Below are 12702 nucleotides of genomic sequence, written 5' to 3' on the forward strand. Positions count from 1 at the left end.
ACCTATGACGGTTTATTCTTCTTTCTTTTTTTGTGACCATGCTTGGGCACAATCGTAAAATACATAAAAAGCCCCAGCCACGAAAAAATAATTACGCCTAATAACCAGCCGTTTTTTTCGTGGCCTTGGGTGCGCTTACTATTAACCACTATCACCACGGGTAATATATAAGCGCTTAAAATAATTATTAAAAATACTACTTCATTCATTATTTAACCTAAGCCTTGGTTATTTGGCCAAGCTTTGCCAATCCACTTCATTTGTTAGCACACGTTCAAGGGCAATGTAGTGCAGGATATCGCCCGCATTTACCTTGTAATCGAGTGGCGGATTTAAATCCATATTTTGTGCACTTAAGTTATGCGCCACCCCTAACAAAATAGCATTATAGTCATGCTTAAAATGATGAAATAAAGTACCAAACTCCATCTCTTCGCATTCACTTGGAATAGCTAGGCTAAACTGCGTGTCGCCGTGCAATGTAGATAAAAGCTCTTCTTGTACTCGACTCGAGCCTGGGTCTTGCATTGAGCGTACTAAAATCTCAGCCGACTTAGCGCTACTACACTCCACATTTTGGCAATGCTCAAGCAACATATCGACCTTGGTTTCATCTAAAAAGTGCGCGCTAATATGGCACTCATCTTTAACTAAACGGCTAATACGCAGTGCCGTTGTAAATGTTTGGTCGTCATCTTGCCCATCAATAATAACTTTGTCGGCACGGCTAATAGCTACGCGCTCAAGTTCTTCTAAATCGGTAAAACTTGTTAGGCGGGCAAAGTCGACATTTTCGTTAGTTAAAAATGGGTGATCCATTTGCTCGGTAACCGCCAACAAAATACGGCGGTCGGTACGTTTGGTATCGGCAAGAATATAATCAATCATTTTTTTTGTTCGGGTATCGTGCCAACCAAAAATAATAATGTGGTTGTTACTGTGAGCAAAGTTTTTATCACCAGTCATAGCGCGCCTAATTAAGTAAGTCACTGTTTGCCCTGTTTTTCCTAACAGAACGCCAAATAAAGCTAATCCAAACGGAATTTGTATTAAAGCCACAACCCAACGCCCCAGCTCGCTGGTTGGGCTAAAATCGCCGTAACCCACTGTTGAGGTAGTTACTGTGTAGTAGTAAAAAAAGGTCGTAAACGAGGTAAGCGCTTGCTCATTTGCAATAAATAGCAGCCCCCAAGTCACTAACATATGAGCAAGTATTGCAAGCACCACGGCTTGCCAGCTCAGCTGATCGATATGAGCACGAACAAGTAGCGCTAGCCTCTTAAATATTACCGGCATGATACAAAATCTTTGTTAGTAAATTATCTATAAACAGTACGTTACTGTAAGCCATGCTTTTAAGCAACGTTTAAGCCTTTAAGTAAGGCCTGCTACCCTTTTAGGGTTAAATTTTGTTCAACCTATAAGATACTCAGGCCTTAAAATATAAGACTAAATGCGGGTTTGCTAATCAACTAAGAGCATGATTAATTATAATAAGACTAAAAAACACACAGACACATTATGCTTAATAAAATTGCCACACCGTTTACCAAATTAGTAGAGCGCTACTTACCCGATCCCTTTATATTTGTAATATTGCTAAGTATTATTACCTTACTGGGCGCTAGCCTATTTACCCCCTCAACCAGTATTGAAGTTATTAACGCATGGGGGAGTGGTTTTTGGGACCTGCTTAGCTTTGCCATGCAAATGTTGTTAGTGCTAATTACAGGTTACATGCTAGCAAGCACGCCCATTATCAATTCGTTATTAAACAAACTGGCGGCGCTTGCTAATTCAGCGCCAAAAGCGATTATTTTAGTCACGCTTATTTCGCTATTAGCCAGCTGGCTTAATTGGGGGTTTGGCTTAGTTATTGGGGCTTTATTTGCCAAAGCAATTGCAAGGCAAACACAGGTCGATTACCGCCTATTAGTTGCCAGTGCTTATTCTGGCTTTGTGGTGTGGCATGGCGGCTTAGCAGGCTCAATTCCGCTTACGATTGCTACCGAAGGGCACTTTTCACAAAATAGCATTGGCATAATTAGTACCGAGCAAACCCTATTTGCTGGTTTTAACATAGCAATATTAATTGGCTTATTTATTATTATGCCGTTGGTTAACCGCTACATGCTACCCAGTGATAAAAACAGCGTATATGTAGACCCAGCACTTATTAAAGAGCCCCCGCCCGCACATGAAAAAATTACGCGCCCTGCTCAGCATTTAGAACACACAAAGCTGCTTGGCATTTCGATTGGTTTACTTGGCCTTTGCTATTTAGGGTATTACTTTATAGTTGCAGGCGGTAGCCTAAACCTAAACAGCATTATTGCTGTGTTTTTGTTTTTAGCCATTACCTTGCACCAAACACCCCATAACTTGCTTAATAGCTTGCAACAAGCAATTCCTAGCGGCGCAGGTATTGTCATTCAATTTCCGTTTTACGCAGGTATTATGGCTGTGATGGTCGACAGCGGTTTAGCGCAGCAAATATCGCGTGGTTTTATAGCTGTTGCTGATGCCGATAGCTTGCCATTTTTTAGCTTTATAAGTGCAGGACTCGTTAATATGTTTGTACCTTCTGGCGGCGGGCAATGGGCAGTACAAGCACCTATTGTTATACCCGCAGCGCAAGAGCTGGGCGCCGATATATCACGCGTTGCTATGGCTGTTGCCTGGGGCGATGCGTGGACCAATTTAATTCAACCCTTTTGGGCATTACCGGTATTAGCCATTGCAGGGTTAAAAGCGAAAGACATTATGGGGTTTTGTGTAGTGCAGTTATTTGTAACGGGGGTATTTATATCGCTAGTGCTGAGCTTTTACTAACCCTTAATAACGCGCAGTATTTAAGTATACTGCGCGTATAGCGATTAGCTCGATAAAATCGTCATCGGTAAACTAAGTATTGGGTTTTCTGAATCTGCAAAGTGCATCATCACTGCCACATGGCCTGCAACTACAATGGCGTACATAGCGGCTGAAAAGCCTTGGCCGTATTTATCAAGCGGCAATAAATGCGAGTAATGTCGACCGCGCCATTCAAATACAATTTCCAGTGCGCCAACAAACAAAAAGAACACCAGCAACATTAAGCCAAATGTGTAGCTCAGCCATAAGCCAAATAACACACCGAGTAAGCACACACTTAAACCGACCCAAGATCGCATTGAAAAACTGATACTTTTTAACACATGCCCGCCATCAAGCGGTAAAATAGGCAAAAGGTTAAACAAATTCAATAAGGCACTGAGTACTGCAACGCCGGCAAATATGTCCATTTCGGTGGCGTAATATAAAACCACACCCAGCACTGAGGTAAATAAACCAAACGCTGGCCCCATGAGGGATATAACTACATCTTGCCAGCGCGTTGTTATTTTATCGTCACTTACAGCCAATCCACCTACAAAGGGGATAAGGTAAATACCTTTGGTTTTTATGCCAAAGTACTTCATGGCTCTGACGTGTCCGTATTCATGTACCACTAAACAGGCAATTAGCATTAGTGCAAATTCAATACTAAATAACCAGGCATAGCCGGCAACCGATGCACCTGCCAGCGCCACCTTAATTACTTTTGCACTTTTAAATAATTTAAAGCCCAGTGCCGCTAGCCCTAAAAAGCCTTTTTTGGGCTGGCTATTTACCGGCGCAGGTAAAGCTAGTTCAGTAGCAAACACACCATCAACAAATAACGATAAAGACTGCTCATGAACATGTGAGCTATCAATCCCTATTTGCTTATTATCTAAAGTAAATTCGGCGTAATGCTCTTTGGGTGTTGTAAAGCTTATGGCCTGTTGATTATGAAATATTTGTACTATTTTATGCCCAGATACCATTAGCATTAATGGTTGCTCTGCAAGCATGAGATCGATTTTTATCATGACTAAAACCAGTTAAAACAATGGCGCTAGTATACCGATGAATTTAAAAAACACGAATTGCCTAAAATCATAAGCGCAAAAGCACTTAGAAGATAAAAAATAATATAAAACTAAGCTGACAAAAGGCTGATCAGGCGCTATTTTTACAGTACTAATATATTAAGCAGTTACAAGGATAGAGCATGTCGATTTCGGTACCCAATATTTTAGTTGTGGATGACTCAAAGGCGATTTTAATTGTTATGGAGGCCATTTTAAATGAGCTAGGAGTCTCGAATAAAGTTACAAAATGCCTGAGTGCTCAGCAAGCGCTAACTCATGTAACCGACGATATAAACTTTTACGATATTGTATTTACAGACTTAAACATGCCTGAAATGGATGGTATGGAGTTTATAAGAAAACTAGGCGAGCTTAATTTTACAGGCGCAGTAGTTATAATTTCGGAAATGGATCATAAAGTTATTAACCTAGCTGCCAATTTAGCGCGCCATAGCAATATTCATTTAGTCGCAAATTTAGCTAAACCCGTGCAACTTAGCCAAGTAAAAACCGTTTTACAAAAAGCAAAGCACTTAGCAGTACATAACGACCTTTCTCATGCCTCTATTTCAGAAAAAGCATTGCATGAGGCAATCAATTTAAACGAGATAATCCCTTACTATCAGCCAAAAATAAATTCTCAAACCAGCGAAATAGAAAGTATTGAGGTGCTAGCGCGTATCGTTAAAACGCACACTGGCGAAATTATCTCGCCCAATCGGTTTATTTCGTTATCGGAGCAGTCGGGGCTAATTAATCAAATTACCTTTAGCTTATTTGAGCAAGCCACCAGCGACTTAAAAGCTATACGAACAAACATTGCTGCGCACCTAAAACTGGCTTTTAACCTATCTCCCACACAATTAGATGATTTAAGCTGTCCCAACAAGCTGATGCTTATATTGCAGCTCAATGAGCTATCACCTAGTGATATAATTTTAGAGATTACCGAGCAACATGCGCTGTCTAGCCTTTCTCAGCTAGAAACCTTAAACAGATTAAGAATGCATGGCTTTGGCATATCATTGGATGACTTTGGTGTTGGCTTTACCAACATGAACCAGATTAAGCGCCTGCCTTTTACTGAAATAAAAATTGACCGTACACTTATTAGTAATATTGAAACAGATCAGTTTTCGCAAGTGGTGGTCAGCTCACTGGTTGATATTGCCAGCCAAGAGCAATTAGCCCTTGTGGCCGAAGGCGTAGAGCGCGCCGAAGAATCGCTCTACTTAAAAAACTACCGCACTAATTTAGCCATGCAAGGGTTTTTGTTTACCTGCCCTAAAGCCAAAGACGATTTTATAGAGTGGGCACTAAACTGGGTAAATACAACGGGGGGCACAATTAAACGCTAACCTTCGACCCCGTCGTAATTATTTATTATCTCGGGGCGTGTCGTCATCTTCACTAACTATGTGCTCGCTGCTTGCTAAACGCTGGCGCCAGCGCTGCTTGGCAACCATACGCATATTGGTCGATTGGTCGCGCTCATCAACAATTTCAAGCCCCATAAGGGCTTCTATCATATCCTCGAGGGTTACAATGCCTTGAACATCACCGTATTCATCAACAATTAAACATATGTGAGTACGCTGTTTAAGTAAGGTTTGTAGTAGCGAGGACACATTATGCCCTTCGGGTACCGTATGAATAGGCTTAACTAATTTGCTAATTTTATAATCGGTACCTAAGCGGTGATAAGCCAACATAATGTCGTTTTTATGCACAAAGCCAATTATGTCATCGGCGTCTTTATCAAATACTAACACGCGCGAAAATGAAGACGAGCCGTGCTCGCTCATGTACTGATCGACCGTTAACCCTTTATGCACTTTATACAGCACAGTACGCGGCGTCATTAAGTCGGTTAATTTCGCATGCCTAAAATGTAAAAGGTTGCGGATTATTTCTGACTCATCGGCATGGATTGCCCCTGTTTCGGTGCCTATATCTGCCATGGCTTCTATTTCTTGGCGAATATAAAAAGCCTCATCGTGCTTGGCCCCCATTAAATTAGTAAGCTTTTGAGCAAGCCACACAAATGGTTTTAGCGATATCACTAAAAAGCGTAAAGAATAGGTCACGCTAGGGGTTAAGGCACGCCAATAATTGGCCCCTAAGGTTTTTGGAATAATCTCTGAAAGTACCAATACTAAGAGTGTCATTATGGCAGAGGCAATTCCTACTGCCGCATCTGAAAAAACCACAGCGGCTTGCGCACCCACACCTGCAGCACCGGCGGTATGGGCCACTGTGTTAAGCGTTAGTATTGCAGCAAGCGGTTGATCTACATTATTTTTTAGTTTTTCGAGCTGCTTTGCAAGTTCAGGCTGTTTTTTGCGTAATAGCGCCACATAGCTGGGCGAAATACTTAACAGTACAGCTTCCATTACAGAGCATAAAAAAGAAATAACGATGGCAGCAACCATGTACACAATCAGTAAAGTCACTTTTTCTCCGATGAGTTGAACATATGGGCATGGTAACAATACATGCTATATTTGGCCAAATAACTATCAATAATAGGCACAAATATGAGAATTAGCTCACCTTGGACCACAAAAAATAAATTACTAAAACAAGCAGCTACCTTTTTTGCTCTTGGCAGCTTGAGCTTGACAGCAATAGCAGCCCCGCTTGATAAATCAAATATCGAGTTTATTGGCCCTTTAGGCGAAAACATGCAAGTTAAGCCTTTTCAAACACCACACGGCCAAGTCATTATTAATAACTTATTAGAGCAGTTGCAACGTAATACGCAAAGTGTGTCTGTATTTGGTAAAAAGCATAGCTGGCAGCCGTTTAATAAAGTAAACGCACTTACTTTAGGTGGCCTACAAGCGCTTAAGTTCAATATTGAAACAACCCGCTATAGCCAAGGCACATTAACTATAAAAGGGATAGAGAACGCACAGTTGTTTATTGATGCCAAGCTTCAAAAAGGCGATAACCACACATACTCTTTATCGTTAACTAATGGCTCTCATAGTGTGATTGTAGTGGCGCAACAAGTGGCTAACTGGAACAACGTTTCTCTCGATTTTGAACCCAAAGCCGACACTGACAACATTACAATTAACACCTCTACAACTAAGCGACTTTCAGCCGAGCAACTTTTTGATGCCCCCACCATTAGTCGACTTTCTTTAGCGCCCGATGCTAAGCAATACGTTACCAGCACACGCAGCTATTCAAATAAAACAGCTAACCAAGCAAACGTGGTAACTGAGCTTAAAAATAGCCAAAATCAAACCTTGTATCGCTTTGAAGGCCAGCAACCAAGCAATATGGTATGGAGCCCCAATAATCAATTTTTAGTTTATATGTTAGGGAGTGAACTAAAACAGCTAAACCGTAAAAACCTCAGCATTAAAACATTGGCCAGAGAGCTTGAAGGCGCAAGTAACTTTAATTTTTATAATAATAACAGCCTTATTTTTAGCTGGTCTAAAACCCCCGAAGACAACAACAGCTTAACTAAGCACTACAAAGGCCTTCAAGATAGATGGTCATACGCACGCAACGTAAGTCAGCTCTATATGTTAGACACCAACAGCGGCTTAACCAAAGCGCTTAGCCAAGGCCCTATTTCGCATAGCTTTGAAGATGCAAACACTAATCGTGGCAAAGTATTAATGAGCCGCCAAGTTATGGTTATGCAAGCCACTACCCACCCAGAAACTGAACTGGTGGAACTTGACTTACAATCGAATAAAATAACGTCTTTTGGTAAATTTAAAACCTTTAACCATGCAAAGTACGCCAACAAAGATGTGTACGTTGTTGCTGGCCCAGATTTTAAAAATGGCGCAGGCCGTGCCCTTCCAAAAGGGATGTTAGCTAATAATTACGACGGCCAATTGTACTTACTTAGCGATAACGGTAAGAATGTAAAAGCGCTTAGTAAGCAGTTTGACCCCGCTATAGGTGAATTACATGTGCTTGATAATGGCGATGCGCTTATAAAAGTAACCGAGCAAGATACCCAACCTTTGTATTTATATGACTTAAGCAAACAGCGCTTTAAAAAACTTAATACGGGTTTAGATATCGTTGAGCAATTTAGCTACTCGCACGAGAGAAACCCGCAAGTGCTACTAAGCGGTACCACAGCATCCACCCCTCAGCAGCTTAAACGCTTAAATATAAGTAAAAATAAAACAGACCTAATCTGGGACTCTAAGCCGCTTGCCTACGCTAATACACAAATACCGACTCTGGAAGAGTTTAACTTTACAAACAAAGACGGCGTAGAAATTACAGGGCGTGTGTACTTACCTACTAACCTAGATAAAACTAAAAAACACCCTGCACTTGTCTATTACTACGGTGGCACCTCACCGGTTACCCGTGGTTTTACAGGGCGCTACCCATTTAACTTGTGGGCAGCAAATGGCTATGTTGTTTATGTATTACAGCCAACAGGGGCAACTGGTTTTGGGCAAACATTTTCTGCTCAGCACGTTAACGCCTGGGGCGATTATACCGCTAGCGATATAATGCAAGGTACGCAGGCCTTTTTAAAAAAATACGATTTTGTTGATAGCAAAAAAGTGGGTAATTTAGGCGCCTCATACGGAGGCTTCATGACCATGCTACTTGCCACCAAAACAGACATGTTTAGTGCATCTATTGCGCATGCGGGTATATCAAACTTAACCTCGTATTGGGGCGAAGGTTGGTGGGGGTATTTATACTCAGGCGAAGCATCAAAAAATAGCTTTCCGTGGAATAACGCTTCACTTTATAGCGATCACAGCCCTGTATTTCATGCCGATAAAGTAACGACCCCTTTACTACTGTTACACGGCGATAGCGATACCAATGTACCTGTTGGCGAAAGCTTAACCATGTATACCGCCTTAAAGCTTTTAAATAAAGACGTAGAACTTATTGAATATAAAGGCGCCGACCATCAAATTTTTGCTCGTGATAAACGCTTTGATTGGTGGAACACCATGCTTGCTTATTTTGATAAACAACTAAAAGGCGAACCACAGTGGTGGGACGCAATGTATTCAGATAAGTAACACAGCGCTCAGCACATTTTCAGCTAAATGTGCTGAGCTTACTCACATAAACAGCAACCTTAGGTAAGCCGCCTTTTATATCTGAAACATAAAGTTACCGAAAAGTTACACCGCCCCCTTCTCAGCATTTAACGATTGGTGCTACCATACAGAGCTATAAATATACAAAAATAAGTCCTATGGCAATTAACGTTTTATTGGTTGAAGACGACGAGCTACTCGTTAAGCGCATCCAAAATCACTTTACAGACACCGAATTTTCGATAGAAATAGACCCCACAGGTGCCGATGCCCTAAACATAGTTAGGCAACGCGTAAACCTGCGCAGTGCTATTTCTCTTGCCATTATTGATATTGTATTACCCAAGCGTGATGGGTTGCAGCTTGCCAAAGAGCTCAACACTTTGACCGATATTGGCGTGATTGTTTTATCTAGCCGCGACTCTCAAGCCGATCGTATTGCAGGGCTTGCACAAGGTGCTGATGACTATATTTGTAAGCCTGTTGATTTATTAGAACTTGAGCTGCGCATGCGCGCACTTTATAAACGTATTGCAATTAATCAAGACGATGATGAAAGCGAAGAGTTTATAGAATACGCCGACTTTAAGCTCCACCCCGATAACCGCACATTAATTACCTCATCAGGTATTGAATCGCGCTTAACCGAAGCCGAGCACAAAGTGCTAATTTGTTTAATTAGCAACGCAGGTAAAGCAACCTCACGAGAAAAAATATCAGAAGAAATAGGCCAACCAGATTGGAGCCCAAATGACCGTACTGTGGATGTTTTAATTGGCCGTTTGCGTAAAAAACTATACGATGAAAAAGACCAAAAACGCATTGTAACCGTGCGCGGTAAAGGTTACATGCTCTCAATTTAGCGCATTAAAATTTTAAACGCAGAAAAACGCAGCAAGCACTGAGCTTAGCACCTTAAAATAATTAAACATTATTGCGGTTCGGTATTATTTCCAGCAGCGTTTAGTTTATTTAGTTAACTGCGCCAGTAACCGCTCAAAAGCACGATAATTTAGCGCCTCTTTTAGCTCTTCTAAATTAATATGCTCTGCACCTTTTAAGTCACTAATAGTACGCGCCACTTTAATGACCCTATGGTACGAGCGTGGCGATAACGACAGTTTTTCGCTAGCGTGTGCTAAAAACTGCAACTCAGCCGGGGCTAAAGTGCAATGGATATTCATTTCTTTATTATTTAATCGTGCATTAACCTTACCTTGGCGCTTTAGCTGTGCACTGTAGGCCGCTTCTACTCGGGCTCTTACTTGGGCGCTGGTTTCTTCAGGCTCGGTACTTTGTAGCTCAACACTGGTTAGTCGCGGCAGCTCTATTTGTAAATCGATACGGTCTATAAACGGGCCTGATACGCGCGATAAATAGCGCATCACTTGGTCAGGTGTTGCTCGCTTATCATTATGACACCCTGTAGGGCTTGGGTTTAGTGCGGCTATAAGCTGAAACTGCGCCGGAAACTCCATTTGCCTTGCAGCCCGCGAAATAACCACCGAGCCGGTTTCCATGGGTTCACGCAGCGAATCAAGTACCTTACGTTCAAATTCCGGAAGCTCGTCCAAAAACAACACCCCGTTATGCGCAAGTGAAATTTCCCCCGGTTTAGGGTTTGAAGAGCCACCAACTAAAGCGACTGCCGAGCAAGTGTGGTGTGGGTTTCTAAAAGGCCGTTGGCGCCAATTATTTAGATCAATTGATTGGCCAATAATAGAATACAGTGCAGCCGTTGATATTGCCTCATCGTCAGACATGGTTGGCATTATCGTCGCCATACGCTGCGCTAGCATAGATTTACCCGTACCAGGCGGACCTAAAAAAAGTAGGTTATGGCCTCCAGCGGCGGCTATTTCGAGCACTCGCTTAGCACCGGGTTGGCCTTTAACATCACTTAAATCGAGTAAAAAGTCGGGAGACTGGGCGCAATCTGGGTATTCAATATTTAAAGGTAGTGGCTGCTGATTTAATAAATCCCCCCATACTTCTTGTAACGAGTTAACCGCTTTACGCTTAACGCCGTTCACCAAACTTGCGAGGCTATCGTTGGTAAAAGGTAAAAAGCAGCAACGGTTTTGCTCTTTTGCAGCAAGTACAGAGGGCAAAATGGCATTAACTCCCCGCACTTCACCATTAAGGGCAAGCTCACCGTAAAATTCATATTTATGTATATCTGGACACACTACCTGTCCCGAGGCCACTAAAATACCTACGGCAATGGCTAAGTCAAAACGCCCGCCATCTTTAGGTAAATCGGCAGGAGCTAAATTTACGGTAATACGTTGATCAGGAAAACCAAATTGAGAGTTTTCTAGGGCGCTACGCACCCTGTCTTTTGATTCTTTAACTGAGGCCTCTGGCAGCCCAACAATATTAAATGCCGGTAAACCATTACCTAGGTGTACTTCTACAATAACCTCGGGGGCGTTTATACCCACTTGGGCACGAGAGTAAATGCGAGCTAGCGACATTCCTTATCCTAATTAATGGTTTAATTAATTAGTTTAGTCAGAATATTTAAAAACGTGTACTGTGATTTGCCATTTAATAGCCGCAATACGAAGCAATAAAGTGGTTAGCATTGCCATTACCATGGCAAGTTCGGTCGCGAACGCAAAGTGAATTCCCAGCGTGTAAACTACACCGCCAGCAATACAGGTAATAGCATATAACTCGCCTTTTAGCAGCATAGGAATTTCGCGAGCAAGCACATCACGGAGCATGCCCCCAAAGCAACCGGTAATTACACCCATAATAATCGCGGTCATATTTGGCATGCCGGCTAGTAAGGCTTTTTGGGTGCCCATTACCGCAAAAAATGCTAAACCAAATGCATCGGCAATTTGTAATGTGTAGTGCGGAATCGACTTTTGCTTGTTAATAAGCCGCGTGGTAATAAATACCGCGGCTAAAATAGCATAAAAAAAACTTTGATCGTGTAACCAAAATACCGGAACATCTAATATGAGATCGCGAACCGTACCGCCCCCAATCGCTGTTACCGCTGCTAATACTACAACCCCAAAACCATCCATTTTCTTTTCGTGTGCGACCAAAGTACCTGTAACAGCAAACACAGCAATACCGATTAAATCAAACCAGTGATAAAGTTCAGTCATGTGTAACAACCCAAAATTATTTGTGCCGTTTTAACACAAACTATACAAAGTTTTAAGTAATAACGTATTTTTAGAGAAGTTTATAATATTTATAGATATTACTCGGGGGTATAAATCTAAGAGTGCTTTATAGGGAAAGAAATATAAATTTCAGGCATAAAAAAACACGCTTTAAGCGTGTCGTTTCATTTTATGTATTTCAGTGGTTGCGGGAGCCAGAGCTTATGAAAGGTGGACCGACGAGCTATTCATTTCACTGAATTTCAGGCATAAAAAACACGCTTTTGGCGTGTCGATTTAATATAACTTATTATTTCAGTGGTTGCGGGAGCCAGAGCTTATGAAAGGTGAACCGACGACCTTTGCTGGCTTATGCAGAGCTGAGACCGACGAGCTATTCATTTCACTGAATTTTAGGCATAAAAAAACACGCTTTAAGCGTGTCGTTTCATTTTATGTATTTCAGTGGTTGCGTGAGCCAGAGCTTATGAAAGGTGAACCAACGACCTTTGCCGGCTAGTGGAGAGCTGGGACCGATGAGCTATTCATTTCACTGAATTTTAGGCATAAAAAAACACGCTTTAAGCG

Annotated in this window: 11 protein-coding genes; 5 read left to right on the forward strand and 6 right to left on the reverse strand. The window is 41.9% G+C overall.

Annotation, left to right across the window (positions count from 1 at the left end; genetic code table 11):
• Positions 1 to 2: 2 nt before the first annotated feature.
• Together SJY38_RS14020 and SJY38_RS14025 are read right to left on the reverse strand one after the other, a co-directional pair.
• A complete protein-coding gene (locus SJY38_RS14020) occupies positions 3 to 209 on the reverse strand; it encodes a PLDc N-terminal domain-containing protein (protein WP_004588680.1) in 207 nt (68 codons plus the stop codon).
• Between the two features lie 19 nt (positions 210 to 228).
• Positions 229 to 1296, reverse strand: a complete 1068-nt coding sequence (locus SJY38_RS14025) for a potassium channel family protein (RefSeq protein ID WP_024031979.1) — start codon at positions 1294 to 1296, stop codon at positions 229 to 231.
• 225 nt (positions 1297 to 1521) lie between these two features.
• Between SJY38_RS14025 and SJY38_RS14030 the strand changes: the two genes are divergently transcribed.
• Entirely contained in the window at positions 1522 to 2832 is a 1311-nt protein-coding gene (locus SJY38_RS14030) for a short-chain fatty acid transporter (protein ID WP_377109988.1), read from the forward strand.
• Between the two features lie 44 nt (positions 2833 to 2876).
• On the opposite strand, the gene SJY38_RS14035 is transcribed toward SJY38_RS14030, so the two are convergent.
• Entirely contained in the window at positions 2877 to 3893 is a 1017-nt protein-coding gene (locus SJY38_RS14035) for a site-2 protease family protein (protein ID WP_273607211.1), read from the reverse strand.
• A gap of 182 nt (positions 3894 to 4075) precedes the next feature.
• On the opposite strand from SJY38_RS14035, the gene SJY38_RS14040 reads away from it, so the two are divergent.
• Positions 4076 to 5293 carry an EAL domain-containing protein gene (locus tag SJY38_RS14040; protein WP_004588676.1) on the forward strand — a complete coding sequence of 406 codons (1218 nt, stop codon included), beginning with the start codon at positions 4076 to 4078 and terminating at the stop codon, positions 5291 to 5293.
• An 18-nt stretch (positions 5294 to 5311) separates the two neighbouring features.
• Here SJY38_RS14040 and SJY38_RS14045 read toward each other — a convergent pair whose 3' ends face one another.
• Positions 5312 to 6388, reverse strand: a complete 1077-nt coding sequence (locus tag SJY38_RS14045; protein WP_004588675.1) for a CNNM domain-containing protein — start codon at positions 6386 to 6388, stop codon at positions 5312 to 5314.
• Positions 6389 to 6472: 84 nt separating this feature from the next.
• On the opposite strand from SJY38_RS14045, the gene SJY38_RS14050 reads away from it, so the two are divergent.
• Both SJY38_RS14050 and SJY38_RS14055 read left to right on the forward strand, forming a co-directional pair.
• The gene (locus SJY38_RS14050) at positions 6473 to 8968 is read left to right on the forward strand and encodes a S9 family peptidase (protein WP_286744790.1); all 2496 of its coding nucleotides are present in this window, start codon (positions 6473 to 6475) and stop codon (positions 8966 to 8968) included.
• A 179-nt stretch (positions 8969 to 9147) separates the two neighbouring features.
• Complete coding sequence (locus SJY38_RS14055; protein ID WP_004588673.1) at positions 9148 to 9852, forward strand: response regulator transcription factor; 705 nt, start codon at positions 9148 to 9150, stop codon at positions 9850 to 9852.
• Between the two features lie 105 nt (positions 9853 to 9957).
• Here SJY38_RS14055 and SJY38_RS14060 read toward each other — a convergent pair whose 3' ends face one another.
• Positions 9958 to 11466 (reverse strand): YifB family Mg chelatase-like AAA ATPase, encoded by a 1509-nt coding sequence (locus tag SJY38_RS14060; RefSeq protein WP_286744786.1) that lies wholly within the window; start codon positions 11464 to 11466, stop codon positions 9958 to 9960.
• A 33-nt stretch (positions 11467 to 11499) separates the two neighbouring features.
• Positions 11500 to 12114, reverse strand: a complete 615-nt coding sequence (locus SJY38_RS14065; RefSeq protein WP_055255143.1) for a trimeric intracellular cation channel family protein — start codon at positions 12112 to 12114, stop codon at positions 11500 to 11502.
• 340 nt (positions 12115 to 12454) lie between these two features.
• Here SJY38_RS14065 and SJY38_RS14070 point away from each other — a divergent pair, with 340 nt between their 5' ends.
• On the forward strand, positions 12455 to 12634 hold the full coding sequence (locus SJY38_RS14070; protein ID WP_377109989.1) for a hypothetical protein: 180 nt from the start codon (positions 12455 to 12457) through the stop codon (positions 12632 to 12634).
• The last annotated feature ends 68 nt before the right edge of the window (positions 12635 to 12702 follow it).

It is taken from the genome of Pseudoalteromonas sp. R86517 (assembly GCF_042466295.1).
GTDB classification, from domain to species: Bacteria; Pseudomonadota; Gammaproteobacteria; order Enterobacterales; family Alteromonadaceae; genus Pseudoalteromonas; species Pseudoalteromonas atlantica.

Excerpts from the sequence above, each read along its gene's own strand:
- SJY38_RS14020 (WP_004588680.1), bottom strand. The coding sequence starts at position 209 with ATGAATGAAGTAGTATTTTTAATAATTATTTTAAGCGCTTATATATTA.
- SJY38_RS14025 (WP_024031979.1), bottom strand. The coding sequence starts at position 1,296 with ATGCCGGTAATATTTAAGAGGCTAGCGCTACTTGTTCGTGCTCATATC.
- SJY38_RS14030 (WP_377109988.1), top strand. The coding sequence starts at position 1,522 with ATGCTTAATAAAATTGCCACACCGTTTACCAAATTAGTAGAGCGCTAC.
- SJY38_RS14035 (WP_273607211.1), bottom strand. The coding sequence starts at position 3,893 with ATGATAAAAATCGATCTCATGCTTGCAGAGCAACCATTAATGCTAATG.
- SJY38_RS14040 (WP_004588676.1), top strand. The coding sequence starts at position 4,076 with ATGTCGATTTCGGTACCCAATATTTTAGTTGTGGATGACTCAAAGGCG.
- SJY38_RS14050 (WP_286744790.1), top strand. The coding sequence starts at position 6,473 with ATGAGAATTAGCTCACCTTGGACCACAAAAAATAAATTACTAAAACAA.
- SJY38_RS14055 (WP_004588673.1), top strand. The coding sequence starts at position 9,148 with ATGGCAATTAACGTTTTATTGGTTGAAGACGACGAGCTACTCGTTAAG.
- SJY38_RS14060 (WP_286744786.1), bottom strand. The coding sequence starts at position 11,466 with ATGTCGCTAGCTCGCATTTACTCTCGTGCCCAAGTGGGTATAAACGCC.
- SJY38_RS14065 (WP_055255143.1), bottom strand. The coding sequence starts at position 12,114 with ATGACTGAACTTTATCACTGGTTTGATTTAATCGGTATTGCTGTGTTT.
- SJY38_RS14070 (WP_377109989.1), top strand. The coding sequence starts at position 12,455 with ATGAAAGGTGAACCGACGACCTTTGCTGGCTTATGCAGAGCTGAGACC.